General features: G+C 70.9%; 13 protein-coding genes. 8 read left to right on the top strand and 5 right to left on the bottom strand.

Annotated elements, in window-relative coordinates; genetic code table 11:
* Positions 1 to 77: 77 nt before the first annotated feature.
* Together OFY01_RS00900 and OFY01_RS00895 are read right to left on the bottom strand one after the other, a co-directional pair.
* The gene (locus OFY01_RS00900; protein ID WP_266595298.1) at positions 78 to 1,877 is read right to left on the bottom strand and encodes a DUF5691 domain-containing protein; all 1,800 of its coding nucleotides are present in this window, start codon (positions 1,875 to 1,877) and stop codon (positions 78 to 80) included.
* Between the two features lie 89 nt (positions 1,878 to 1,966).
* Positions 1,967 to 3,406, bottom strand: a complete 1,440-nt coding sequence (locus tag OFY01_RS00895; RefSeq protein ID WP_266595296.1) for an SWIM zinc finger family protein — start codon at positions 3,404 to 3,406, stop codon at positions 1,967 to 1,969.
* Between the two features lie 178 nt (positions 3,407 to 3,584).
* Between OFY01_RS00895 and OFY01_RS00890 the strand changes: the two genes are divergently transcribed.
* The 4 genes from OFY01_RS00890 to OFY01_RS00875 all read left to right on the top strand — a co-directional run bounded on the left by OFY01_RS00890 (position 3,585) and on the right by OFY01_RS00875 (position 9,037).
* Positions 3,585 to 4,685 carry an ATP-binding protein gene (locus OFY01_RS00890; protein ID WP_266595294.1) on the top strand — a complete coding sequence of 367 codons (1,101 nt, stop codon included), beginning with the start codon at positions 3,585 to 3,587 and terminating at the stop codon, positions 4,683 to 4,685.
* Complete coding sequence (locus OFY01_RS00885; protein WP_266595292.1) at positions 4,682 to 7,042, top strand: DUF5682 family protein; 2,361 nt, start codon at positions 4,682 to 4,684, stop codon at positions 7,040 to 7,042. Before OFY01_RS00890 ends, OFY01_RS00885 begins: the two co-directional genes overlap by 4 nt.
* 73 nt (positions 7,043 to 7,115) lie before the next feature.
* Positions 7,116 to 8,402, top strand: coding sequence for a vWA domain-containing protein (locus OFY01_RS00880; RefSeq protein WP_407700253.1), 1,287 nt, complete (start codon positions 7,116 to 7,118; stop codon positions 8,400 to 8,402).
* Positions 8,403 to 8,563: 161 nt separating this feature from the next.
* Positions 8,564 to 9,037, top strand: a complete 474-nt coding sequence (locus tag OFY01_RS00875; protein WP_266595290.1) for a hypothetical protein — start codon at positions 8,564 to 8,566, stop codon at positions 9,035 to 9,037.
* A gap of 205 nt (positions 9,038 to 9,242) precedes the next feature.
* Here OFY01_RS00875 and OFY01_RS00870 read toward each other — a convergent pair whose 3' ends face one another.
* Positions 9,243 to 9,959 carry a hypothetical protein gene (locus OFY01_RS00870; protein ID WP_266595288.1) on the bottom strand — a complete coding sequence of 239 codons (717 nt, stop codon included), beginning with the start codon at positions 9,957 to 9,959 and terminating at the stop codon, positions 9,243 to 9,245.
* Positions 9,960 to 9,985: 26 nt separating this feature from the next.
* The gene (locus OFY01_RS00865; RefSeq protein ID WP_266595286.1) at positions 9,986 to 16,558 is read right to left on the bottom strand and encodes an RHS repeat domain-containing protein; all 6,573 of its coding nucleotides are present in this window, start codon (positions 16,556 to 16,558) and stop codon (positions 9,986 to 9,988) included.
* A gap of 397 nt (positions 16,559 to 16,955) precedes the next feature.
* On the opposite strand from OFY01_RS00865, the gene OFY01_RS00860 reads away from it, so the two are divergent.
* The 3 genes from OFY01_RS00860 to sucD all read left to right on the top strand — a co-directional run bounded on the left by OFY01_RS00860 (position 16,956) and on the right by sucD (position 24,389).
* Positions 16,956 to 21,944, top strand: a complete 4,989-nt coding sequence (locus tag OFY01_RS00860; protein ID WP_266595284.1) for a LamG-like jellyroll fold domain-containing protein — start codon at positions 16,956 to 16,958, stop codon at positions 21,942 to 21,944.
* Positions 21,945 to 22,306: 362 nt separating this feature from the next.
* The gene (sucC, locus tag OFY01_RS00855; RefSeq protein WP_266595282.1) at positions 22,307 to 23,485 is read left to right on the top strand and encodes an ADP-forming succinate--CoA ligase subunit beta; all 1,179 of its coding nucleotides are present in this window, start codon (positions 22,307 to 22,309) and stop codon (positions 23,483 to 23,485) included.
* Between the two features lie 22 nt (positions 23,486 to 23,507).
* The gene (sucD, locus tag OFY01_RS00850; RefSeq protein WP_266595280.1) at positions 23,508 to 24,389 is read left to right on the top strand and encodes a succinate--CoA ligase subunit alpha; all 882 of its coding nucleotides are present in this window, start codon (positions 23,508 to 23,510) and stop codon (positions 24,387 to 24,389) included.
* Positions 24,390 to 24,533: 144 nt separating this feature from the next.
* On the opposite strand, the gene OFY01_RS00845 is transcribed toward sucD, so the two are convergent.
* Positions 24,534 to 25,823, bottom strand: coding sequence for a sigma factor-like helix-turn-helix DNA-binding protein (locus OFY01_RS00845; RefSeq protein WP_266595278.1), 1,290 nt, complete (start codon positions 25,821 to 25,823; stop codon positions 24,534 to 24,536).
* A 122-nt stretch (positions 25,824 to 25,945) separates the two neighbouring features.
* Here OFY01_RS00845 and OFY01_RS00840 point away from each other — a divergent pair.
* Positions 25,946 to 26,371, top strand: a 426-nt coding sequence (locus OFY01_RS00840) for a cell division protein PerM (RefSeq protein WP_266595276.1), incomplete at its 3' end; no start/stop codon positions are given.

Below are 26,371 nucleotides of genomic sequence, written 5' to 3'. Positions count from 1 at the left end.
TGTCCACGTGGCGGAGTCGCGGATCGGCGCGGCCCCCCGCCCGCTCGGAGGCAGGCGCGGTGCGGCCCGGCCGGCGGCTACGGCGTGGGCGGGGCCAGTTCCGCCCGCATGTCGCGGCGCAGCCGCAGCGTGCCGACCAGCCGTTGGAACGCCTCCGCCCAGTACCCCCCGGATCCCGGCGCGGTGCCTTCCGGGTCCTCCACGGCCGCCGTGAGCGTGTCCAGATGCCCCGACTCCTCGGGGTCCAGGCACCGCTCGGCCAGGCCCATCACTCCGCTGAAGCTCCATGGGTAACTCCCCGTGTCCCGCGCGATGTTCAGTGCGTCGATCACGGCTCGCCCGAGCGGCCGGGCCCAGGGCGTGGCGCACACCCCGAGCAGCTGGAACGCCTCGGACAGGCCGTGCGCCGCTATGAACTCCGCCACCCACCCGGCCCGTTCCGCATCCGGCAGCGCCGCGAGCAGCTTCGCCCGCTCCGCCGACGACACGGCCCCGGGCCCCGTCGCCCCGGACGCCGTGGGCGCGCCGAGCAGCGCCCGCGACCAGCCGGTGTCCCGCTGTCGCACGGCGGCCCGGCACCACGCGGCGTGCAGCTCGCCGCGCCAGTCGTCGGCGACGTCGAGCGCCACGATCTCCTCCGGTGTGCCACCGCCGAGCCGGTCGGACCAGCAGCCGAGCGGTGCCGCCTCCACCAACTGGCCCAGCCACCATGACCGTTCCCCCCGGCCCGCCGGTGGCTTCGCCGCGACACCGTCACGCTCCATGCCCGCGTCGCACTCGTGCGGCGCCTCCACGACGACCGCGCCCGTCGTACGGTCCAGGGCCACGCAGGACCGGGCGCGCTCCGCCATCCGTCCGGCGAGCGCGGAGCCCGGCAGCGCCGCGAGCAACTCGGCCGCCGTCGCCCGGACATTACGGCTTCTGTCGCTCAGTGCCTGCTCGAGGAACGGCTCGTCCGCGTCCTCCAAGCCCGTACGCAACGAGTCGAGGAACATGAGACGGTCCTCGGCACGCTCCGTCCGCCACGTCCCCGACAACAGGGAACGGGCCTTCTGCGGCGCTCTCGCCCGCAGCGCGGCGAGCAGCGCCACCCGCTCAGCGAACAACCCCTCCTCCCAGAGCCGACGTACGCGCTCCGCGTCCTCCGGATCGGGCAGCGCGGCACCAGCCCCGGGCGCGGCGCGCAGCGCGAACCTCCAATCAGGGTTGAGCCGGGCCAGCCACAGCGCACGCGGCCCCGCGAACGCGAGGACCTGCGGCCGCAGATCCGTACGCCCGCGGGCCGCGTCAAGCAGCGCGGGCAGTAGTTCGGGCGGCGGCGCGTAGCCGTGCGCGTTTGCCGTCGAGAGCCACTGCGGCAGTAGTTCGAGCAGATCGGGCGTGGAGCCGCGGCGGGTCGTGCCGGCGCCCGGCCGGTCGGTGAGCAGCATCGCCAAGCGGCGCCTGGCCGCGGCGGGCAACGGCGGTCGGGGATCGTCGTCGGCCGGCTCGGGCGGCTTCGCGGCCGCGCCCGGACGCAGCCCGGCCCGCCGCCGCACCGTCAGCACGGCCGCCTCGTCCCACAGCGCGTCGGCCTCGGCCGACGGCCGCCGCTCCGTGCCGAGCAGCGCGGTGGTGACCAGGTCGTCCCAGCCCAGCCCGTTCCAGCCCAGCCCGCCCCCGTCGAAGGCAACCGCCGAGGTTGCGGAGGCCGTGGGGTGTGTGGAGGTATGGGAAGTGTCGAGGTGGACGGGGGACTTGGGAGCGTCGGCGTGCGCGGGAGTTCTGGGAGTGTCGGGGTGAGTGGGAGTTCTGGGAGTCCTGGGAGTGTCGGGGTGAGTGGGGGTCGTGGGGGCCGTGGGAGCCGTGGATGTCGTGGATATCGAGGAAGTCGTCATACGTTCCTGCCTTTCTCCGCTCTGCTGTCCGTGTCCGCGGCGGCTGACGCCGATCCCTTTCCGTCCGGCCGACGCGCGAGACGCCGGCCTCAGCCAACCGCGATGACCTCATCCGCCTGCTTCGCCCATGCCGCCAGAGGGCGGAATCCCGCGTGCCCGCACTCGCCGAACACCGTCACCGGCGCACCGCCCGACACCGCGGCCAGCCGCCACAGGCCGGGTGACGTCGCCGCCTGCGCGGGGACGGGCAGGGCCGACTTGCCGTCGGTGTCCGCCAGTTGCCAGCCGCCGTCCGGCGTCGGAGTCGGTATGACCTCCGCCAGGGTCACCGGCCACCAATCCAGCCACGGGTCGGCCGCGAGCGCCTCCCCGTAGGCGGCGAGCGCCGCGCCCACGCCGACTCCCGGCGGCCGGGCGCCGCCCGGCTCCGGCGCGGCGAACTGCTCGACGAGCTCCGCCCTGAGCGCCGCCGCACCGGGGTGCGGCGCCACCTCGGCGTCCAGCGCAAGACCGACCGGCAGCGCCAGGGCCGGGCTGCGGCCCGCCGCCCCGTACGACAGAAGCAGCGCCGTGCGGGCCGAACGCGCCCCGTACAGCCATATGCGGCGCGTGGTGATACGCCCGTCCGAGGTGTCGTACTGGGAGAGGACCAGCCAGCGGTCACGCAGCGGACGTCCGGGCTCGGTGGGCGGCAGCCCGACGCGGGCGCGCACCGTCGCCGCCAGGTCCTCGGGCAGCTCCGCACGGTGCAGCCAGCCCTGGTCGAGGAGGTGGAGCAGCGCGCACTCCTCCGTCAGTCGCGCCGGCCAGCCCGGCCCCGACGCCGGTATCGCCCCCAACTCCCGTACGCGCGCGGCGAGGCCGGGCGCCTGGGCGTCGACCATACGGGCCGCTGTCTCCTCCCACATCCGGTATCCCGCCTGCTCCGTGTGGGCGAGGCCGCCGCGCAGCAGGTCGGCGAGGCGCTGCTCAAGCTCGTGGGCACCCGCGGTGATCCGCTGGGCGCGGCGCTCCGCTCTGCGCCGGGCCGCCTCCGGGTCGGCCGGTGCGGAGCCCGCCGACGGTGCGGCCGCCCGCGCCGACTGCCTCCCCTCCGCCCGCTGCCTGCGGCCCGCGAGCCACTGCTCCGCCCACTCCGGCGGCGTCCGCCCGCCCGGAACAGCGGCCTCGCCCTCCGCCCAGAGCAGCAGCAGCCCCAACGCGTGCTTGCACGGGAACTTGCGGCTCGGACAACTGCACTTGTATCCCGGGCCGGAGCCGATGCCCGAACCCACGTCGGCACCCGAACCCCCGTCAGCACCCGAACCCCCACCGGCTTCAGCACGCCCGCCGGCGCCCGTGTCCACGATCGTCTGATACGGCTTGCTGCCGCTTCCTCTGCACAATCCCCATACCGCCCCCTCCTGTGAACCGCCGGTCTCCGACCACGGACCGGGCACCCCGAGTCTGCTTCCCGCCTTGCGTGACGCGGCGTCAGGCGCCAGTGCCAGCACCTGATCCGCCGTCCAGCGCACCCCCTGCTGAGTCATGTCGTCGACGGTAGGACCCCCCACTGACAATTCCGTCCGATCCCGCTCTGACCTGCGGCGATGGCGCGGCCAACGTCGATTGTCAGTGGCGTGGTGCACGGTGGAACCCATCGAACGACCGGGCGGTCACGTCCGAGTCGTGATGGTTCGAGTTGTGCGAAAACGGAGGGGGACAGCCATGACCGTTTCCATCGAGGACCAGGCCGCACTGCGTCCGCACGCCGAGAACGCGTTCGCGGACGAACTGGCCGCGCTGGCCGCGCAGGACGACCGGCCGCGCCCGGCCCGCTGGCGGCTCTCGCCCTGGGCCGTGGCCACGTATCTGCTCGGTGGCACGCTGCCGGACGGCACGGTGATCTCGCCGAAATACGTTGGCCCGCGCCGCATCGTCGAGGTGGCCGTGACGACGCTCGCCACGGACCGGGCGCTACTGCTGCTGGGTGTTCCGGGCACCGCCAAGACGTGGGTGTCCGAGCACCTCGCCGCCGCGGTCAGCGGGGACTCCACGCTGCTCGTGCAGGGCACGGCGGGCACGCCGGAGGAGGCCATCCGGTACGGGTGGAACTACGCGCAGCTGCTGGCGCACGGGCCGAGCCGAAACGCTCTGGTGCCGAGCCCGATCATGCGGGCGATGGCGGAGGGGATGACGGCGCGGGTCGAGGAACTGACCCGTATCCCGGCCGACGTGCAGGACACGCTGATCACGATCCTGTCCGAGAAGACGCTGCCGATAGCGGAGTTGGGGGAGGAGGTGCAGGCGGTCCGCGGGTTCAATCTCATCGCGACCGCCAACGACCGCGACCGTGGCGTGAACGACCTGTCGAGCGCGCTGCGCCGCCGCTTCAACACCGTCGTGCTGCCCCTGCCGGAGAGTGTCGAGGCGGAGGTCGACATCGTCTCGCGCCGGGTCGAGCAGGTGGGCCGTTCGCTGGAGTTGCCGGCGGTGCCGGACGGAGTCGACGAGATCCGGCGGGTCGTCACCGTCTTCCGTGAACTGCGGGACGGCGTCACGACCGACGGACGTACGAAGGTGAAGTCGCCCAGCGGCACCCTCTCCACGGCCGAGGCGATCTCTGTCGTCACCAACGGTCTGGCTCTCAGCACCCACTTCGGCGACGGGATGCTGCGGCCCTCGGACGTCGCCGCGGGCATCCTCGGCGCCGTGGTCCGCGACCCGGCCGCGGACCGGGTGGTCTGGCAGGAGTATCTCGAGGCCGTCGTGCGCGAACGCGACGGGTGGAAGGACTTCTACCGCGCCTGCCGCGAGGTGAGCGCATGAGCGGGCCGCTTCTGCTCGGCGTACGTCACCACGGGCCCGGTTCGGCGCGAGCTGTGCGCCGCGCGCTGGAGGCGGCCGGACCGGCGGCAGTGCTGGTCGAGGGCCCGCCGGAGGCCGACGCCCTGGTTGAGCTGGCCGCCGACGACGACATGCGGCCGCCTGTCGCCCTGCTCGCCCACGTGGTGGACGAGCCGGGGAAGTCGGCGTTCTGGCCGTTCGCCGAGTTCTCGCCCGAGTGGGTGGCCATCGACTGGGCCCTGCGGCACGGAGTCCCGGTCCGCTTCATCGACCTGCCCGCGGCGCACACCTTGGCAATGCGCGCACGCCCGCCGCGGCCGGGTCGGACGGATCCCATCGGGGCGCTCGCCGAAGTTGCCGGGTACGACGATCCCGAGCGCTGGTGGGAGGACGTCGTCGAGCACCGGGAGGGCGAAGCCTTCACCGCGCTCGGCGAGGCCATGGCCGCCTTGCGCGAGGCACACGAGGCACACGAGGCACATCAGGCGCACGAGACGCAGGAGGCGCACAAGGCGTGCGAGACGCACAAGGCGTGCGAGATTCAGGAGTGTCCAGGGGACAGCGTCGACCCGGACACCGGATGGAACGCGGTGGACGATCACGACCTGGTCCGTGAGGCGTACATGCGGCTGCAAGTGCGGGCGGCGCGCCGCGAGTTCGGGGACGACGTAGCCGTCGTGTGCGGGGCGTGGCACGTGCCGGCGCTGCGCCGCAGGACGACGGTCGCCGCCGACCGCGCCCTGCTCAAGGGACTGCCGAAGGCGAAGGTCGACATGACGTGGGTGCCATGGACCCACCGCCGCCTGGCCAGGGCCGGAGGCTATGGCGCGGGGATCGAGTCGCCGGGCTGGTACCGGCATCTGTTCGAGGTGCCGGACCGGCCGGTGGAGCGGTGGCTGACCAAGGTCGCGGGGCTGCTGCGGGAAGAGGGCCGCATCGTGTCGTCCGCGCACGTCATCGAGGCGGTGCGGCTCGCCGACACCCTCGCGGCGCTACGCGGCAGGCCGCTCGCCGGGCTCGGCGAGACGACCGACGCGGTGCGGGCCGTGCTCTGCGAGGGCTCCGACGTCCCGTTGGCTCTCATCCACGACCGGCTGGTGGTCGGGGACGTGTTGGGAGAGGTGCCCGAGGCGGCGCCCGCCGTGCCGCTCCAGCGCGATCTGTCCCGTACGCAGCGCTCCCTGCGCCTCAAACCAGCGGCGCTGGAGAAGGAGTTGGACCTCGACCTCCGGGGCGACACCGACGCCGCTCGCAGCAGACTGCTGCACCGGCTGCGGCTGCTCGGCGTCCACTGGGGCGAACCGGCCGACTCCGCCCGCGGTTCCACGGGCACGTTCCGCGAGACATGGCGGCTGCGCTGGGAACCGGAGTTGTCGGTACGGGTCGCCGAGGCCGGGGTGTGGGGCACGACCGTGCTCGGCGCGGCGACCGCCAGGGCCGAGTCCGACGCCGTCGCCGCCGAGGCGCTCACCGACGTCACGGCGCTCGCGGAGCGCTGCCTGCTCGCGGGCCTGCCCGACGCGCTGCCCACCGTGATGCGCGTGCTCGCCGACCGCGCCGCGCTCGACGCCGACGTCGGTCACCTCGCTCAGGCGCTGCCCGCCCTGGTTCGGTCGCTGCGCTACGGGGATGTGCGCGGCACCGACACCGGTGCACTCGCCGAGGTGGCGGCGGGCCTCGCCGAGCGGGTCTTCGTCGGGCTTCCGCCGGCCTGCGCGGGCCTCGACGCGGACGCGGCCACGCAGATGCGCGGCCACGTGGACGCAGTGCACGCGGCGGTAGCGCTCCTGGAGGAGACCGGACTGCGCGAGCGCTGGCGGACGGTACTGCGATCGTTGGCCGTACGCGAAGGCACAGCGGGCGAGGTGCGGGGGCGGTGCGCTCGGCTGCTCCTGGACGAGGGCGAGCTGGCGGACGACGAGACAGCGCGGTTGATGGGGCTCGCCCTGTCTCCTGGTACTCCGCCCGCCGAAGCGGCCGCGTGGATCGAGGGGTTCGTGGGTGGCGGCTCGGGCGGCGGACTGCTGCTGGTTCACGACGAGCGGCTGCTCGCCCTGGTGGACGGGTGGCTCATGGAGGTGTCGCCGGACGCGTTCACGGACGTACTACCGCTGCTGCGGCGCACGTTCTCGGCGTACGACGCCGGGGTGCGGCGCACGCTCGGCGAACTGGTCCGGCGCGGTCCCGCGGCCTCCGGCGCGGCGACGGCGCTCACCGGAATACCGCACGGCTTCGCGGAGGAGCTCAACCCGGCCCGCGCGGACGCCGTGGTGCCGGTAGTGCGGATGTTGCTCGGGGCCGGGGCCGGGGCCGGGGCCGGGGCCGGGGTGGCGGCATGAGGCGGGCGAGCCGGTGCCGGGGTGAACGGCTGCCGGGCCTCAGGCGGAACAACGACGTTGTGGAGGTGGCGGGATGGCGCAGGACGTCTTGAGCGGTGTCGAGGGGAGCGGTGCCGAGGGGAGCGGTGTCGAGGTGAGCGGCGAAGATGTGCGCGGGTCCGAGCGGATACGGCGGTGGCGGCTCGTGCTGGGTGGGGGCGGAGCCGACGGCACGGGATGCACGCTCAGCGCGCGGGACGCGGAGATGGACGGCGCGCTCACCGCGCTCTACGGCGGCGGCACGAAGCAGCCCGCGGGCAGCGGCAGCGGCAGAGGCAGTGGCAGAGGCAGCGGCAGTCGGAGCGCGGGGCTCGGGGCCTCCGCGCCGTCCGTGGCGCGCTGGCTCGGGGACATCCGCACCTACTTCCCGTCCCCGGTCGTCCAGGTCATGCAGCGCGACGCGATCGACCGGCTCGGCCTGTCCACGTTGCTGCTCGAACCAGAGATGCTCGAGGCGGTCGACGCGGACGTGCATCTGGTGGGCACGTTGCTCTCCCTCAACAAGGCGATGCCGGAGGAGACGAAGGAGACGGCGCGCGCGGTCGTCCGCAAGGTCGTCGACGACCTGGAGAAGAAGCTGGCCACGCGGACGCGCGCCACGCTCACCGGAGCGCTCGACCGCAGCGCCCGCGTCAACCGGCCGCGCCACCACGACATCGACTGGAACCGCACCATCGCGGCCAACCTCAAGCACTACCTGCCCGAGTACCGCACGGTCGTGCCCGAGCGGCTCATCGGCTACGGGCGGGCGTCGCAGTCGGTGAAGAAGGAGGTCGTGCTCTGCATTGACCAGTCCGGTTCCATGGCCGCGTCGGTCGTGTACGCGTCGGTGTTCGGGGCCGTGCTCGCCTCCATGCGGTCGATCTCCACCAGGCTCGTCGTCTTCGACACGGCCGTCGTGGACCTGACCGACCAGCTGGACGACCCGGTCGACGTGCTCTTCGGCACCCAGCTCGGCGGCGGCACCGACATCAACAGGGCGCTCGCTTACTGCCAGTCGCAGATCACCCGGCCCGCCGAGACGGTCGTCGTCCTCATCTCCGACCTGTACGAAGGAGGTATACGCGACGAGATGCTGAAGAGGGTCGCCGCGATGAAAGCGTCCGGCGTGCAGTTCGTGACGCTGCTCGCTCTCTCCGACGAGGGCGCGCCCGCCTACGACCGGGAACACGCGGCCGCGCTCGCCGGGCTCGGGGCGCCGGCGTTCGCCTGCACGCCCGACCTGTTTCCCGAGGTCATGGCGGCGGCCATCGAGAAGCGGCCGCTGCCGATACCCGACGCGATGGCGGATACGGGGGGAGGAACGGCAAAGCGGATATGAGAACCCATCGGTAACAGGGCCTTGCGCTGACTCCCGCGGACCGTGCACGTAGCGGCGCACCGTGACTTCCCCGACTGCCGTCGTGCTTCCCGTTTCCGCCATGCGCCGCCTTGCGCGCGCCGCGGCCGGGTGTGGCGCCCGTCGTCCGGGCCGTGGAGTCCGTGGGGCAGAAGGTTGCCGGGGGCGTGCCGTGGCTGCGAGGGTTCGAGCCGCCCGCGTTGCCGGGGTTCGGGCTTCCGGGGGTGTACGCGCGGGGCGGCGCGGGCCCGGTGCCGCCGGTCGCGCAGGGCGTCACCGCCGACAGGCGCGGCCTGGCGTACGGCGTGGCTGGTGACGCGACGCCGTACGCGCACTCGGTCGTCAGCGACGCCGTGACGCTGTACGCGCACTCGGTCGTCAGCGACGCCCTGACGCCGTACGCGCACTCGGTCGTCAGCGGTGACGCGGTGCCGTTCGCGCACGGCACGGCCGCCGAGGTCACCCCGTTCGCGCAGGAGCTGACCGGCCCCGTCACCACCGACGCCCACCCGCTCGCGGGCCACGCGGTCACCGGCGCCCATACTCTGGCCCACTCCGCCACGCCCAGCCACGTGCCCCGGTACGGGCAGGCCGGGCAGGCCGCGACGGGCCTCTGACCGACGCCGTTCCGGCCCGCCCCGCCGAGATCCGTCGGCGTGAGCGGGCCGAACCGGTCGGCGTGTGGGCGGGCGGTCCGTGGGGGCGGGCCGCCCGCCACGGAGATCCTTCGAGCGCGACGGATCTCCTTCGGATGGCCTCACCGTGCGCATCCCGCACGGTGAGGCCCCCACCAGGTGTCGCGCCGTGGGTCGGCGACTCAGCTCAGAGTCGGCCGCCGATTACGAGGACGAGAACCCCCACCGCCCCGAGACCGGCAGCGGTGATCAGCGTGGCAAGCCATGCCCGCCACCACCGCGGGGCCCCGGCCGCGGAACCAGGCGGGCCGCCCTTGGGCGTGCCCCCCGGTTCGGCCCACAGGTAACCGAGCAGGCCGACGCCGGTGACCAGCCCGGCCAACGCCCAGGCGGGCCCGCTCGCCCGGCGGTGCCCGCTCGCGGTGAGCATCCGGGCCAGGACGGCCAGTCCGGCGAGCACCGCTGCCAGCCGCAGCCACCACCAGGGGGTGAGCAGGACGTACGCGACGGGCAGCAGCAGGCCGAGGCCGCCGGCGCCGTATGTCGCGTCGAAGTCACGGAATCGAACCTGGTCCGCGGCCGAGCCCGCCTTCCGGCGGACGGTCGCCATGAATTCGGGGACCGAATCCTGAGTGGGGTCGACGGGCCGGTAGACGTAGCTGCGCTCCGTGAGCAGGCCACCCCAGCGGACCGTGACGTCCGTGCCCTGGAGGTCTGTCCACACGGTGTGGGTGCGCCCGGCCTTGATGTCCGTCACCAGGCTGCCCGTCGACCCGGAGGCCGGCACGACACGCAGCAGCGCGGTGGTGAAGGACAGCAGCAGCACCGCCAGCAGCACCCAGCGGGCCGACCGCCACAACCGGTCAGGCTGACCGCCGGGGCCCGTGTCCGGATGCGCGGACACCCTGGTGGCACCTTCCGGGTCCATCGTCAGCCCACCTCCATGGTCCAGTAGTACGTCTGGTACACACTGGCCCCGCCGAAGCCCTGTTTGGTATCGGGGAAGAGGTGTGTCAGGGAGGCCGTCCCGGTGTCGTTGAAGGCCGCGAAGGCCACAGTGAAGCTGCGCTTCTTCGGTGACACGTTGATCACCTGGTAGACCTCATCGTAGCCACCTGTGAAGGCGTCGGGGACCCCGGTGCCGTGGTGTCCGTTGGTCGCCATTCCGGTGAGGTCCTTGGGAAGGTTGACGATCTTCTCTCCGAGGTTCTTGCCGTCGACGTAGTCGTCCTGTTTGCCCAGCGCGCTGATGTCCGTGCTGAAGCCGTCGGCCTCGATCTGCTTCATCAGACCTTGCAGGATGGCCACGTTGTGTTTGTCGCCGGCCAACTTCTGGGTGAGGGGGCTGCCCGCGTCGAACGGAACGTTCGCGCCCTTGCCACCGGCCCACAGTTTGAGCAGGTCCGTCCAGCTCAGCTGGGGCGAGTTGCCGCCGAGCTGGTCACAGGCGGCCATGGTCCCCGAGGCCACGGACGCGCCCTCCTGGCAGGGGTGCGTGTTGCCCGCGACGGCCAGGACGTAGTTCCGGAGCTGGGCCGCGAGCGCCGCGTGGATGTTCTTCTCGTTCGAGTCGTCCTTCCATTTGTGCATCAGAAGGGCGCGCAGGGCCTGCTGGCAACTCGCGTCGCACCCACCGGTGCTCTGATGCTTCTTCGTGTGCACGGGGGAGCTGTGTTGGCCGGTGCTTCCGCCGCACTTGTGCGTGTCGCAGTAGTGGCTGGAGCCCTTGTAGTTGTCGGATGCCGGGTCTTGTTCGGAGTGGTAGTCGCCGTAGGTGCCGTTGTTGCCGGAGCAGTAGTGCGGGTAGCAGGATTCGAGCCCGGTGGGGTCGCTGCTGGTGACGGGGTCGTTGCCGGCGTAGTCGTACCCGGCGAGCTGCTTGGGGTCGTTGGTCTCCAGCTCGGGGTCGGCGGAGAGGAAGCGGCCGGTGGTGGGGTCGTATTCGCGGGCGCCGAGGTTCTCCAGGCCGGTGGTGGGGTCGTTGGTTCCGCCGACGTAGCCCATGTCGCCCGGCCAGGTGGTGGGCGCGGTGCCGCGGGTGGCGCCGAAGGGGGTGAACTGGCGGCGGGTGACGGCCTGGCTCTGGGCGTCGACGGCCAGGGAGTCGGTTCCCTGGCGGTCGGGGATGAGGTACTGGATGTGGCCGCTGCTGGAGCGTTCGGCGATGGTCGCTCCCGCCACGCTGTAGTAGCGGGTGCCGGACAGGGCGTGGGTGGAGAGGTCTTCGGTGATCTGTTCGTCACCGACGATGAGCGTGGCCTGGGAAGGGCCGGTGCGCAGGACGAGGCTGCCTGAGGTGTCGTACAGGTAGCCGGTGGTGCTGCCGTTGTCGTCGATCTGTGCGAGGTGCCCGGCGTCGTCCCAGGTCAGGTGTTTGCCGTTGGTGCCGCCCGGCATGGCGGTGACGTCGCCGGAGGCGTCGTAGGTGTAGGTGTGGGACCAGGACTGGTCGGAGCGCTGGGTGGAGGTCAGAGTGTGGGGCTGGTCGGTGGCAGAGCCCTGGGCGGGGTAGGTGTAGGTGGTGGTGACGTCGTTGGTGGTGGTGCCGCTGGTGTCGTGGTCGGTCTCGGTGTGGCGGTCACCGGCGGCGTTGTAGGTCCAGGTGGTCCAGTAGGGGTTGGGGCCTCCGACGGTGGAGCTGGCGCCGGTGGTGGGGGTGGCGGCGCAGTTGTCGGTGGCGGTCCAGGCGCCGGACAGCCGGGTGGCGTAGTCGTAGGTGTAGCACTGGGTGTCGGTGACCGCGGCGCCGTTCTGCTGGTCGGTGGTGGCGGTGACCAGGCCGGAGCCCTTGGAGACGGAACCGCCGCCGTAGGTGTAGTGGGTGTCGTCGACGACGGTGGTACTGGTGGAGTCGGTGGTCTTGGTGTCGGTGAGGGCGCCGGTCTGCGGGTCGTAGGTCAGGGTCAGATCGGCCCAGTTGCCGGAGCCGCCCAGGGTGTACTGGAGGACCTTGCCGTACTCGTCGTAGCCGATGGCGTCGGCGTAGGGCCAGGCGGTGGTGCCGGTGCTGTTCAGGCTGGTGGGCTGGCCGTAGTTGTCGTAGCCGGTGGCGACGGTCTCGGTGGGCAGCCCGCCGGCGGCGCTGTCCTGTTGGGTGGCGACCTGGCCGATCATGTTGTAGCTGTACGAGGTGAGGTAGCCGCCGGAGGGGGCGAGTGCGGCCTCGTCGGAGGGCAGGTTGGCCAGCGATTCCCTGCTCGCGGCGACCTTGCCCATGCCGGTGTAGCCGAGGATCTGGTGGGTCACCGAGGGGCTGCTGGTGCCGTGCTGGTAGGCGGTGTCGGCAGTCGGGTAGCCCTTCTTGATCGTGTCGTAGGTCCAGGCGCCGGTCTGGTTACCGCTGGACGGCAGCGCGCCGCCGGTGGTGTCGTACGTGGCCTTCTTGCGGCCGTCGTTGTCGTAGGTGTAGGTCGTCTGCTTGTTGCGGGCGTCCGTGAGGGTCAGCAGTTGCCCGGCGTTGTCGTAGGTGCTGGTGGCCTTGCCGGTGTCCGGGTCGCTGGCGGAGGTCTGACGGCCCAGCAGGTCGTACGTCCACGACCAGGTGTTGCCGGCGGCGTCCTTCACCGTGGCCTGCTTGCCGCTGGGGTAGTACGTGTAGTGGGTGTCGGAGTAGTCCGACGCGGGGTCGTTGACCGGGTCGGCCGCCGCACCCTTGTGGTACTCGTACAGGTCGGTGGTGCGGCCGCGGACGTCGGTCAGCGTCGTGGTCGCGGTGGCGCCGGCCGGGGGCACGGTGGTGGTGAAGTCGCCGCCGTAGATGTAGCTGGTGTGCCACGTCGCGCTGCCCAGGGCGTACGAGGTCGCCGTGGTCTTGCGCCCCGCGCCGTCGTAGGCGTAGCCGGTCTCGGAGGGGATGTCACCGTCCTGCGCCTGGACGAGCGTTCCGCTCGGGGAGCCGGTGGTGTAGTACGCGCCGGTGGTCTTGGCCGTCCAGCCGTCGGTGTTGTAGACGGTGTCGGTCACGTCCCGGCCGCCGTCCTCGGTGGCGGTCTGCGTCTCCCGCTCGCGCAGCAGCGCGTCGTAGAGCGACTCGCTGATCCGGTAGGTGGACCCGTCGTTGTTGAGGATCTTCGTGGTGGCCGTGGAGGGCGCGCTGTTGGAGAGGGAGTAGGTGTACTCGGCGACCGCGTTGCTGATGCCCGGTGCGAATTTCGCGGTGGTGCGGCCGAGCGCGTCGTACTGCCCGGAGGTGACGTAGCCCGCCGGGTCGGTGATCTTCACCGGCAGTTCGCGCCGTGCGTCGTAGGCGGTGGTGGTGGCGTGGCCGAGGGGGTCGGTGTCCTGGATGCTGGTCGGTTCGGCCCCGGTGGCGGGCGTGTAGGCGGTGGTGGTCGTGCGGTTGTCCGCGTCGGTGGCGGTCTTCGCGCGGCCGTACTCGTCCACGGTGGTGGTGGACTGGGTGATCCACACGGGCGTCGAGCCGCTGTAGGAGCCGGCCTGCTTCACCATCGTCGTGTCCCCCTTGGTGGGGGCGGCGCCGAAGGTGGTGGAACCGTCGAAGTAGGTGCGCGTGTCGGAGACGGCGTCGCCGGGGAACGTGGGTGTGACCGAGCACTTCTGCGAGACCGTCAGGGTCTCGTCGGCCGTGTCCAGGATCCAGGCGCTGGTGTTGTCGGCGTACGACGTGGTGGTGCACAGGTCGTCGGTGGAGACGGTCGGGTCGCCCAGGTCGTCGGTCCGGGTCACGCGGCCGCGGGAGTCGTGGCTGTACTTGGTCTCCTTCTCCCGCGTGCTGCCGGAGGCCAGCGGAGTGTAGGCACGCTCCTTGCTCGCGCCGGTGTGGAACGCCTGCTGGGAGGGGAGCGAGCCGGACAGCGCGTGGGTGGCGGTCGCGGTGGACGTCCACGGGTCGGTGATGGTGTCGGTGACGATCTTTCCGCTGCCGGAGCCGTTGTAGGTGATCGTCTCGTAGAGGTCGCCCGCGTACTGGTTCAGGTCCGTCACCGCGGTGTCGCCGCGCGAGTCGCTGATGCTGACCGAGCGGGTTCCGCTGTTGGGCAGGGTGTCGCCGTCCATGCCGCGGAAGTAGGTGTAGTCGGTCTCGGTGACCGGGTCAGGGGAGGTGCCGGTGGTCACCTTCATGCCCTGGTAGCCGCGCCACTGGTTCCAGGTGCGCTGGCTCGACAGGGTGAGCGGGTTGTCGTCGTAGTGCCAGGCCGGGGAGCCGACCGGCGTGTAGTGGGTGGTGATGGTGTCGTTGACGCCGCCGCCGGTGGGGTCCTGCTCGGTCACGCCGGTGACGATGAACTTGTTGAACCAGTCCTCGATCGGCGAGGTCGTCCCGCTCGGTGTCCAGTACGACGGGTAGCACCGCTTGGTGTTCTGGCTCGGGTCGGACGGGGTGCCGGTGGCGCAGTCCGGGGACGAGTAGCCGACATTGATCAGCTCGCCGGTCTCGGTCTCGATCTTGTTGAGCCGGTAGCGGGTGATCGGGGCGTAGCCGTCGGTGGTGTTGACGCGGTTGGACAGCGGCGTGCCCGAGAAGGTGACCGGTGGCAGGGTGACGGGCGAGCTGGAACCGCCGGCGCTGGTGTCCTGGCCCGTGCGGGTGATCGAGTCCAGCCACAGGGACGGTGTCGTCGAGTCACCGGTGGCAGGGAACGAGTACGTCATCGCCCACTTGTCCACATCCTCCTCGGTGCTGCCGACCAGCGCCTGGGTCTGGATGCCGGTCAGCTCCTCCTCGCTCCAGAACGTCGGCGAGTTGACCGAGCAGGACGCGTTCTGCGCGCAGTGCAGGTCGTAGGGCACGTCCGGCCAGTCGGTGGCCGTCGAGGACGACAGGGTGGAGGTGGCGCAGCCGGTGGAGGAGGTGTTGCAGCGGCCGTTGTAGGTGAACAGCACCTGCGCCGCCGGGCTGGTGGAGTACACCGAGCCTGCCCGCTGCCCGTACTCGATCTTGGCCAGTGTGGCGTCGCGGGTGTAGGGGGTGTTGGCGGTGGTGCCCAGGTCGCGGGCGTAGTAGGCGGTGTGCCGGGTGTAGAAGTAGGAGACGGTGTCGCCGTGGGTGTCGGTGACGTAGTCGAGGTTCCAGCGGTATGCCTGCTGGCACCAGGAGTTGGCGAACGTCGTGTTGTAGCAGGGCTGCCCGGAGGTGGTCGCGTAGACCGGTTCGGTCAGTACCGAGTCGGTGGTGGCGTCCCCGCCGGCGTAGCCGGGCAGCCGGTCGAGGCCGAAGGTGTACTGGGTGCCGTCGTCGGTGGTGACCCGCCAGTACTCGCCGTTGTGGGCGCCGTTGGTCGCGCCGGTGAGGTGCTCCACCTTCTCGTTGCCGTCGGCCAGCGGGTGCCAGGCACCGGTGGTGTCGTCCTTGATCAGGGTGCTGGACTTGCCGTTCAGGGACAGGGTGATCTGGTTCTTCGCGGACCAGCAGTTGTCCCAGGTCTTGGTGGTCCCGGACGGGTTCTGGCGGCAGGACTGGTAAGCGCGCTCGATGAAGCTCTGGCCCAGGCTGAATCCGTCACCCACCACGGACGCCTGGTTGTTCGTCGAGGACGTCAGTCCGTCCACCGACTGCGAGTCGTAGCCGAAGGAGAGGTTCGGGCCGAGTCCGCCGGGAACGGCGGGGGTGTTGATCGGGTACGACCAGGTGAACGAGTCCGAGCTGCCGCCGGCCTGCCACTTTCCGGACGGGCTCAGGCTGGTCCTGTCGAAGTCGCCGCCACCGCTGCCGGAGGACGACGTGGTGCTGGCCGCCGCGAGCAGCATCGGCTGCATGGTGCTGCTGGAGGTGGCACCGGTGCTGGTGCTGGTGCTGGTGCTGGTGCTCCGCGAGTCCGTGGTCGATGCCGACTTCGACGTCTTCGCGGCGGGGAGGGTGGCGGTGAGCCGGTCGGTGCGCGCGTTGTTCCTGGTGGCCAGGGGCGTGTGGACGCGGCAGGCCCCCCGGTCGGGGGTGGTCAGCGCGCAGGCGGGCAGCAGGCTCAGGCCCAGGCGACCCGACCAGTCAGCACCGAAGGCTCCCTCAAACGCCTTGTAGCTCAAGGTCATTCGCATCGGGCCGGTGTGTCTGCCCGGAGCGAGCTCGACCAGAACGCCGTGGACGCCGACCGCGTTGGCCGCGCTCTGCGGAAGAATCCGGACCGTCGTCGTGGCATCGGCGGTGGTGGCCGTGCCGTCGGCAGAACGCTTGTTGGCGCCCGCCTGCTTGCCCGGCGCGTCGGCGAGCCAGACCGGCAGTTTTCCGGCGCGGACCGAGGCCGTCGTGGCAGAGGCCGGCAGGGTGACCGTGGCGCTGCCGCTGGGCCACCGGGTCTTGGGCAGACGATGGGTGGGCGGCGGTTTCAGCCGGTGGTAGTGGGAAGTGACGGGGGAGACCGAGACCGGCTTGGCGTGCGCCGTCTTCGGGGGATGCCGGTGGGTTACGGCCGAGGCCGCCTCGATGCCCGCGCTGAGGCTCGTCGCGGACAGGGCGAGCACGACCAGTACCCGTGGCAGGGCGCCGCGTTTCGTCCGGTTCCATATTCGGCGCGCGGTACCGCGCCCGGGTCTGCCATCCGACACGACACTCTCACTTTCTGGTGATCGCCAAGTCCGAGCGGGATCTTTGCCTGCCACCCCCCTTCACAAACCTTCAACATGGCTGTGTTTTTTCGGTCATAAAACAGCCACATCCGCATATGCGGAAATTCGGTCGGGCAAACCGTTCGACGCCCAACTCGGTCCGAAAAGCGCCGTGTTCGGACCGCTCCCAGGGGTGGGCCACCATGCCAAGGCATGGCGCGGATCAGGCTCAAAGGGGTGAACTGGGCAGGTACTTCGGGGGACTCTTTACCTTTGACGCATAGATGCGTTTAGGTAATCCTTCCGTCAATCAACCATGACGGGGCGGGGCTTGGCTGGTGCGGGCCAAAGGCGCTGACCTGGTTTCGGCCCGGCCGGATATGGAGATCTCGCGCAAATGGTGAACCTCGACATACGCCGTAGACCGCGCGGCGTCCTGCGGCGGCGAAGACTCGTCACCGCCGCCCTCACACTCCTGGCGGGCACGGCAGGACTGCCCGCCGCACAGGCCGTCGCACCACAGTCCGGCCACGACGGCACGCACTACTCCACGGGACAGTCCGCGCCTCAGGCCAAGGGCCGGGCGGCCTCGGCCGACGCGCCTCAGCTCCCGGACGGCTACGGCCCGTCGGCCGCCCAGCTCAAGGCGATGAGTACTGCCGCCGCCCAGGCGGCCAAGAAGGGCTCCCCGGTCGTCGTCGACGCGCTCACCACACCCCTTCAGCAGGTCACCGCCGCACCGGGCGGCGGGTTCGAACTGACCGCCAATCCCCATCCGGTGCGCACCGAGCAGCACGGCCACTGGACCAAGATCGACCTGACGCTCCATCGGGAATCCAGCGGGCGCCTGACTCCCGCGGCCACCGCGTACGGCACGGTGACGCTCTCCGGTGGCGGCACCGGGCCGCTGGTGACCACCCGTTCCGGCTCCACCACGATGACGGTCGACTGGCCGGGCAAGCTGCCCGCGCCCGCGGTGCACGGCGCGACGGCGACGTACAAGTCCGTGCTGCCGTCGGTGGACCTGGTGGTGTCGGCGACAGCGAGCGGCGGATTCCGGGACACCCTGGTCGTCAAGTCCGCTGCCGCCGCGCACGATCCGGCCCTGGGTGAGCTGAACCTCACGACCAAGGTGAGCGGCGGACGCCTGCACCGTGCCGGTGACGGATCACTTGCCGTGACGAACCGTCAGGGGAAGCAGATTCTTGACGCCGCCGCGCCGCTGATGTGGGACTCCAACACGACGCTGCACAAGGCCCGGTCGGCATCGAAGCCGGCGCCGAAGTCAGCGTCCGCGTCCTCTCCTGCCGGGTCGAGGCAGGCCACAGCTGTCAAGGTGGCCCCCGACCGCTCCGATGCCGGGCAGCCGGGCATGGTGGCCCGCATCGCGCCGGTCGCCACGGCGGTGTCCGCGTCCACGCTGTCGCTCAGGCCCGATACCAGGATGCTGAAGGACCCGTCGACGGTCTACCCGGTCTACGTCGACCCGACGTTCAACTGGCATCCGTACTCCCCGTCCGCGCCCGCCTTCGACGAGGTGAAGCAGGGCTGCCCCAGCACCTCGTTCTACAACGAGACCACCTCGCACGGCGACTACGGCCGCCTCGGCGTCGGCTACAACAGCTGGGGCGGCTGCTACGGACGCCAGCACGCGATCTACCAGTGGAAGCTCTCGTCCACGATCTGGGGTTCGCACATCCACAGTGCCACCGTGGAGGCCACCGAGGTCTACTCGGCGGCCTGCTCGGGCACGTACACGGTCAATCTGCACTGGTCCAAGGGCATGGGCTCGGGCACCGACTGGAACAACCGGCCCGGCTACAACAGCTACTCCACCTCGGCCGGTTTCGGCCGCTCGTACAACCCGACGTACTGCCCGAACAACGGCAACGTCAGTCACGGACTCTCGGTGTACACACCGATCTCCAAGGAGGCGTCCGGGCACGCGTCGACCTTCACCGTCACCCTCAGCGAGGACGGCGCCGAGTCGAACCATGACGGCAACGGCTTCTCGCGGTTCTCGCACAACCCGAGCCTTCAGGTCTACTACGACTTCACCCCGTACACCCCCGCGCAGTCGTCGATGTCGGCGGTCTCCGGTTCGGACGACGCGGCCTGCGACACCAGCAGCCCCTACCCGTACATGGGCAAGACCATCGCCGCCACCCCGCCGGTGCTGAAGGCGAAGGTCTCCGACAAGGACGGCGACAAGCAGCGGGCCACCTTCGAGTACTGGATCGACGGCTCGTCCACGACGCACACCGGACTGAGCGGCGACAACCTCTCCAGCGGCTCCTACGCTTCCTACAGTCTGCCGTCCAGCTTCACCAGCGCGCTCACCGACGGCCAGGTGGTGGACTGGCGGGTGAAGACCACCGACGGGCAGTACACCAGCTCCTACTCGGTCACCTGCCACTTCACGGCGGAGCCCACCGCGCCGAACGCGCCGCAGGTCACCTCCGAGAACAGCCTCTACCCCAACACCGACCAGGGCGGCGCAGTAGGCGCCGCGGCGGGCACCGCCGGCACCTTCGACGTGTCGGTCGCCTCCGGGGCCAGCGCCACCAAATTCGTCTACTCCATCGACGTCCCGCCCGCCACCAGCAACCCGTCCGCCTCCCAGACCGTCACCGCCTCCTCCGACGCGGCGAAGATCACCATCACGCCGTACTCTCCCGGCCCGCACACCCTGTGGGTCTACGCGGTCGACGCGGCCGGCGACGACTCCGGCACCACCGGCTACCCCTTCCTGGCCGCCGACATCCCCAACACCACCTGTTCCAGCCTGGCGGCCTGCTTCGACAACACCGGCATCAGCACCGACTCCAACCCCGCCCAGGCGGACCTGGACGGCAGCGGCAACAGCTTCTCCGCCACCGACCTGAACAACGCGGGCTGGACCAGCGGCGGCAAACTCACCGTGAACGGGGCGACGTTCACGCTGCCCGCCTTCGGCTCGGGCCAGAAGGACAACGTGCTCGCCGCCAACCAGACCGTCGCCTTCTCCGGCTCGGGCTCGGCCCTGGAGTTCCTGACCACCTCCACCTGGTCTCATCTCACCTCCCCCGGCGCCATCGCCGGTGACGCCACCGCGCCGTACGTGCCCGCCGGCAACTGGGTCAGCGGCTCCTACTGCTTCTCCGGCACCACCCCGGTGGGCCCCTGCGTGCCGACCGTCACCATCACCTACACCGACGGCACCACCACCAGGCCCCACCTGACCGTGCCCGGGTGGAGCGACAACCTGTACTCCATCGCCGCGATGGTCTTCCCTCACGAGAACAAGACCTCAGGGCAGAAGGCGTACGCGCGCCGTATGTACGCCTTCTCGGTTCCGCTCGACCCGAGCAAGACCATCGCCTCGGTGACCCTGCCCGACGTCAGCAACCACATCGGCTACCAGACCCAGGCGATGCACATCTTCGGCATGGCCACCCGCGACACCACCCACCACACACCGAAGGCCGACGGCACCACCGCCGCCACCGCCTCCGGAGCGAACTGGACCGGCACCTGGGCCAACCCGAACGAGGGCGAGTACAACTTCCAGGGCAGTAACTTCTCCGACCAGACCTTCCGCATCGCGATGAAGCCCTCGATCTCCGGCAGCACCGTCCGCGTCAAGCTGGACAACGCCCTGGGTGAGAGCAAACTGTCCATCGGACACGTCACCATCGCCCCGGACTCCGGATCGGGCTCCCCCTCCTCCATACCCGCGGCCACCCCGACCAGCCTCACCTTCGCCGGATCCCAGTCCGTCACCATCCCCGCCGGCGGCTCCGTCTACAGTGACCCGCTCACCTTCGACGTCACCGCAGGCCACTACCAGCTGGTCTCCTTCCACCTGTCCAACTCGGTCCCCTACCTGGTCCAGCACTCCTTCGCCAACAACGCCTACCAGTACCTGACGGCCATCGGCGGCGGGGACCAGACCACCGACACCACCGGCAGCCCGTTCAGCGGCCAGTACTCCGGCTGGTTCACCGACCTCGTCACCAACCTCGACGTCACCTCCGCCGGGACCCCCACCAAGGCGGTCCTGGGCGACGGACTCATCGACCCGTTCCAGCCCAACACCAAGCCCGTCACCAACGGACGGCGCCTGTCCGACATGCTCGCCGCCGCCGAACCCACCACGTCCAGCCCGTACGGCACCATCGCAGCCGGCATCGAGTCCAACGAGCTGATGACGGACTACGCGCAGACGAACAGCGCCGGCGGCCGCATCGGAGGTCCCTCCGCCCTGTCCCGTATCGACCGGGACATCCTCGACCAGCCCGGCATCACCAGCGTCGTGGTCGACGAAGGACTGGAGGACCTGCTGCACGGCGCCATCGACGACGATCTCGAGGCCAACGGCTACACCGCCCTCGTCCAGCAACTCCAGGCATGGGGCATCTCCACCACCCTCGCCGCACTCACCCCCTGCGACGGCTACGCAGGCGGCGGCAGCAGCCCCGACGACCCGTGCACCAGCACGATCGACGGATACCGCGACAACGTCAACGCCTGGCTCGGCGGCATGAACCTCGGCAACCCCTGGGGCACCCCCGCCGTCTACTACGCCGACTTCGACACCGCCCTGGGTGTCACGGACACGGCCAACGGCGAGAACAAGCTCAGCGCCGCCGCCGACACCGGCGACCACGTCAACCTCACCGACGCCGGCTACGGCGCCGAGACCAGCGCGATCCTCTCACCGCACGACACCTGGCGCCTGGACGACGGCTACGGCGCCACCACCGCGGCGGACAGCGCTCCCACCGACACCCCGCACTCCGTCAACGACTACTCCGTGGGCGCCAGCCCCCTCACTCTGAACGGAACCACCACCTGGACCAACGACTCCGCCCACGGCGAAGTACTCGGCTTCGACGGAAGCACGGGCAACGCCACCACCGGGGGCCAGGTCCTCGACACCACCGGAAGCTACTCGGTCTCCGCCTGGGTCGACCTCGACTCCCTGCCCACCCACAACGCCACCGTCGCGGCCCAGGACGGCACGGAGGACAGCGCCTTCCTCCTCAAGTACGACACCGTCCACACCGGCAACCCCGGCTGGTCGCTGCACTTCCCCGACACCGACACCGTCGCGCCCACCAACAAGATCGCCTACGCCTCCGGCGCCACGGCCAACACCTGGACCCACCTCGTAGGCACCTTCGACGCCACCACCGACACCGGCCGCCTCTACGTCAACGGCACCCTCGCCGCCACCGTCACCGGCGTCACCCCCTGGTCGGCCACCGGGCCCTTCACCGTCGGACGCGCCAAATGGGCCGGAAGCGGTACGGACTACCTCCCCGGCAAGATCAGTGACGTACAAGCCTGGAACTACACCCTCACGGGCGACCAGGTCTCGGCTCTGTACAAACAGATCCCGTGACCCGTCGCTGACCCGTCGATGAACCGACGGTGATCCGGTGGGGTGTCGGGCGCCACCGTGCGCACGGCACCCCACCGGGCACCGTGAGGACCGGCAAACCGTGAGGAGCGGACACCGTGAGGGCACCGCTCACGCTCCAAGACCGACAAACAGGGCACTCTGTGACCGGTATCACCGCCGTGGTGTGATCTGCGATTTAGAAGGCGTCGCCGCGCGGCGATAACCTGCGATACGGACATGCCGCGTACTCGGCCACTGTGTACGCCTCGTACGCCTCCCTTGTGACAGCGGAGTCACGTTGCCCATCGCGGCACGCCCACGCAGACAACGAACCGCGAGATCACTGATAGGGACGGACGCGCGTGGACCTGTTCGAGTACCAGGCGAGGGACCTCTTCGCCAAGCACGGTGTACCGGTGCTGGCCGGTGAAGTCATCGACACGCCTGAGGCGGCCCGCGAGGCGACCGAGCGCCTGGGCGGCAAGTCCGTCGTCAAGGCGCAGGTGAAGGTCGGCGGCCGCGGCAAGGCCGGCGGTGTCAAGCTCGCCGCGTCGCCCGACGAGGCCGTCGAGCACGCCACCAACATCCTCGGCATGGACATCAAGGGCCACACGGTCCACAAGGTGATGATGGCCGAGACGGCTCCGGAGATCGTCGAGGAGTACTACGTCTCCTTCCTCCTGGACCGCACCAACCGCACCTTCCTCTCCATCGCCTCCGTCGAGGGCGGCGTGGAGATCGAGGAGGTGGCGGCCACCCGTCCGGAGGCCGTCGCCAAGACGCCCATCGACGCCAACGTCGGTGTGGACAAGGCGAAGGCCCTGGAGATCGCGGCCGCCGCGAAGTTCCCGGCCGACGTCGCCGACAAGGTCGCCGACGTGCTCGTCACGCTCTGGAAGACCTTCATCGAGGAGGACGCCCTCCTCGTCGAGGTCAACCCCCTCGCCAAGGTCGCCTCCGGCGACATCATCGCCCTCGACGGCAAGGTGTCGCTCGACGACAACGCCGACTTCCGCCACCCCGACCACGAGGCCCTTCAGGACAAGGCCGCGGCCGACCCGCTCGAGGCCGCGGCCAAGGAGAAGGACCTCAACTACGTCAAGCTGGACGGCGAGGTCGGCATCATCGGCAACGGCGCCGGTCTGGTCATGTCGACCCTGGACGTCGTCGCGTACGCCGGTGAGAAGCACGGCGGTGTGAAGCCCGCCAACTTCCTCGACATCGGTGGCGGCGCCTCCGCCCAGGTGATGGCGAACGGCCTGGAGATCATCCTCGGCGACTCCGACGTCAAGTCGGTCTTCGTCAACGTCTTCGGTGGCATCACCGCCTGCGACGAGGTCGCCAACGGCATCGTCCAGGCCCTGGCCCTGCTCGAGTCGAAGGGCGAGAAGGTCGAGAAGCCGCTCGTCGTCCGTCTCGACGGCAACAACGCCGAGCTGGGTCGCAAGATCCTCTCCGACGCCAACCACCCGCTCGTGCAGCGCGTGGACACCATGGACGGCGCGGCCGACAAGGCCGCCGAGCTGGCCGCGGCCAAGTAAGGGACGAGGGAACACCACAGCCATGGCTATCTTCCTCAACAAGGACTCCAAGGTCATCGTCCAGGGCATGACCGGTGCCACGGGCATGAAGCACACCAAGCTGATGCTCGGTGACGGCACCAACATCGTCGGCGGTGTCAACCCGCGCAAGGCGGGCACGTCGGTCGACTTCGACGGCACGGAGATCCCGGTCTTCGGCACCGTCGCCGAGGCGATGGAGAAGACGGGCGCCAACGTCTCCGTCCTCTTCGTCCCGCCGGCCTTCTCCAAGGCCGCCGTCGTCGAGGCCATCGACGCCGAGATCCCCCTCGCCGTCGTCATCACCGAGGGCATCGCCGTCCACGACTCCGCCGCGTTCTACGCGTACGCGAAGTCGAAGGGCGACAAGACCCGGATCATCGGCCCGAACTGCCCCGGCCTGATCACCCCCGGCCAGTCGAACGCGGGCATCATCCCCGGCGACATCACCAAGCCCGGCCGCATCGGCCTGGTCTCGAAGTCCGGCACGCTGACGTACCAGATGATGTACGAGCTCCGTGACATCGGCTTCTCGTCCGCCGTCGGCATCGGTGGCGACCCGGTCATCGGCACCACGCACATCGACGCCCTCGCGGCGTTCGAGGCCGACCCCGACACCGACCTGATCGTCATGATCGGCGAGATCGGCGGCGACGCCGAGGAGCGCGCGGCCGACTTCATCAAGGCCAACGTCACCAAGCCCGTCGTCGGTTACGTCGCGGGCTTCACCGCCCCCGAGGGCAAGACCATGGGCCACGCGGGCGCCATCGTCTCCGGTTCGTCGGGCACCGCCCAGGCGAAGAAGGAGGCCCTGGAGGCCGCGGGCGTCAAGGTCGGCAAGACCCCGACCGAGACGGCGAAGCTGGCGCGTGAGCTGCTGAGCTGACGTCGTCTCGACGTCTCGACGCTGTTACGGCTTTACGGCTTTACGGCTTTACGGCTTTACGGCGTTTCGGCGTTTCGGCGTACGACATGTGAGTGGGCCCGCACCGGCGACGGTGCGGGCCCACTCACGTACGGGGCGCGGTGGCTACTCGGCCGTGGGCGCAAGCCGCTCCGGGCCGCCGCTCAGCTGGTGCCTGAGCTGGTCGCGCAGGTGCCGCCGCCCTTTCGTCAGCGGGCCGGGACCGGTCAGCGGCGGCACCCCGGTGATGGGGGTACCGGGCGCGGGGGTCGGCTCGTAGTGCGTCGGCGCCACCCGGATCGTCAGCGCGGTCGCGCCGACGATGAGCGCGGTCGCGGCGACGGCCGTCCGGGTCCACAGGCGGGTTCGGCGCTCGCCGCCGCTGCGCACGTGTGCCGAGCCCGGCGCGTCGAGCTTCTCCGAGCCCGCCAGCTCGGCCAGGCGCCGGTGCAGCACCTCCGGGGCCGACAGGTCCGGCAGGTGTTCGGCGACGGCCTTGCGCGCGTGCATGATCCGGTTGGCGGTGGCCGGAGTGCTGGCCTCGGTCTCGGCGGCGGTCTCCGGCAGGTCGAGACCGACGCCGTCGTACAGCAGCAGTGTGCGCCGGTAGGCGGGCGGCAGGCTGAGCAGGGCGTCGAGCAGCCTGCGGTCCTCCGGGGCGGCGGGCGGCGCCTCCGGGTGCCGGTTGCCGGGGCGCAGCCGGTGCCAGGGCGACATCGCGTACTCGTGCGCCGCCGCGCGTACCCAGCCCGCCGGGTCCGGGTCGACCGCGACCTCGGGCCAGCGCTGCCATGCCTGCTGGAAGGCGCGCTCGACGGACTCGCGGGCGAGGGTGCGGCGGCCGGTGAGCAGATAGGTCTGGCGGACGAGGTACGGGGCGGTGCGCGTGTAGAGCGCGTCGAAAGCCTGGGCCGGGGTGAGGGCGGGCGTGGGCGTGGAGCCAGAGCCGGAGCTGGATTTGGATCTGGAGCTCGGCGTGGATCTGGAAGCGGGTGCGGGTGCGGGTGCGGGGGACGAGGGTGGTGCGGCGTTCCCGGTGACCGGTGCCGGGTGCGCGCGTTTGCGCGGCTTCTTGGCGTTGCCCGGGTTGGGCGGGCTCGTTGGGCCGGTCGGGTGAGAGGGCCTGGCGGCCGATCGTGCGGTACGGGCCGGTTGGGGGGCCCGCTCGGTGGGGCCGGCCGGGGCGGCGGACTGCTCGGTCCGTTCCGCCCGTTCGCAGGCCGGTTCGGCCAGGAGTTTCGCGTACGCCTGTCTCTTGCGGCCTCGGGGAGCCGTACGTCCGGTCTCCCAGGAGCGGACCGTTTCGCGTGTGACGCCCAATCTGGCCGCGACCTGATCCTGCGTCAGGGACTTCGCCTCGCGGAGCCTGCGGCGCTCCTTCGGCGTCGGCAGCGGGGTGGCAGGGCTCTGCGTCATCGTGAACTCCCCACGCCCTTTCGCGAGAAAAAGTACATAACCGTATCTTGAGCGACACATCGGTACTTTGCCTGTTGCGACGGGAAAGCGCGTGTCGTTGGGAGCATGGACGGGTGACTCCTATGACCGGCCGTGGACCGTCGTTGCCCTTGTTGTCGACCCGGGTGCGTGGGCGGGTGCGTGGACGGGGGCGGGCGCCGGGGCGGGTGGCCCGGCGCTCCCCCGGGGCCGCGCGGGGCGTGCTGGCGGGCGTGTTCGCCGGGGCGGTGGCGGCGGGGCTCGGGCTCGGTGCGTGTGCGGTGTTGGTGACGGTGCTGTGGATCAGCTCGCCGTACCCGGACAGCGGCCCCGGCGGCGCGCTGCACGTCGCCGCGGCGCTGTGGCTGCTCGCGCACGGGGCGGGGCTGGTCAGGACCGACACGTTGTCCGGGGTGCCCGCGCCCATGGCCGTGGTGCCGTTGCTGCTGGTCGCGGCGCCGGTGTGGCTGCTGCACCGGGCCGCGCGGGACACCGTGGAGGACGGCGGGGCGGACGGTGGCGGGCGGGGG

It is taken from the genome of Streptomyces beihaiensis (assembly GCF_026274175.1).
GTDB lineage: Bacteria > Actinomycetota > Actinomycetes > Streptomycetales > Streptomycetaceae > Streptomyces > Streptomyces beihaiensis.
Note: the sequence above shows the minus strand (reverse complement) of the source record. Positions and strands in the feature narration are given on the sequence as shown.

Excerpts from the sequence above, each read along its gene's own strand:
- OFY01_RS00880 (WP_407700253.1), top strand. The coding sequence starts at position 7,116 with ATGGCGCAGGACGTCTTGAGCGGTGTCGAGGGGAGCGGTGCCGAGGGG.
- OFY01_RS00900 (WP_266595298.1), bottom strand. The coding sequence starts at position 1,877 with ATGACGACTTCCTCGATATCCACGACATCCACGGCTCCCACGGCCCCC.
- OFY01_RS00860 (WP_266595284.1), top strand. The coding sequence starts at position 16,956 with ATGGTGAACCTCGACATACGCCGTAGACCGCGCGGCGTCCTGCGGCGG.
- OFY01_RS00845 (WP_266595278.1), bottom strand. The coding sequence starts at position 25,823 with ATGACGCAGAGCCCTGCCACCCCGCTGCCGACGCCGAAGGAGCGCCGC.
- OFY01_RS00895 (WP_266595296.1), bottom strand. The coding sequence starts at position 3,406 with ATGACTCAGCAGGGGGTGCGCTGGACGGCGGATCAGGTGCTGGCACTG.
- OFY01_RS00890 (WP_266595294.1), top strand. The coding sequence starts at position 3,585 with ATGACCGTTTCCATCGAGGACCAGGCCGCACTGCGTCCGCACGCCGAG.
- sucD (WP_266595280.1), top strand. The coding sequence starts at position 23,508 with ATGGCTATCTTCCTCAACAAGGACTCCAAGGTCATCGTCCAGGGCATG.
- OFY01_RS00885 (WP_266595292.1), top strand. The coding sequence starts at position 4,682 with ATGAGCGGGCCGCTTCTGCTCGGCGTACGTCACCACGGGCCCGGTTCG.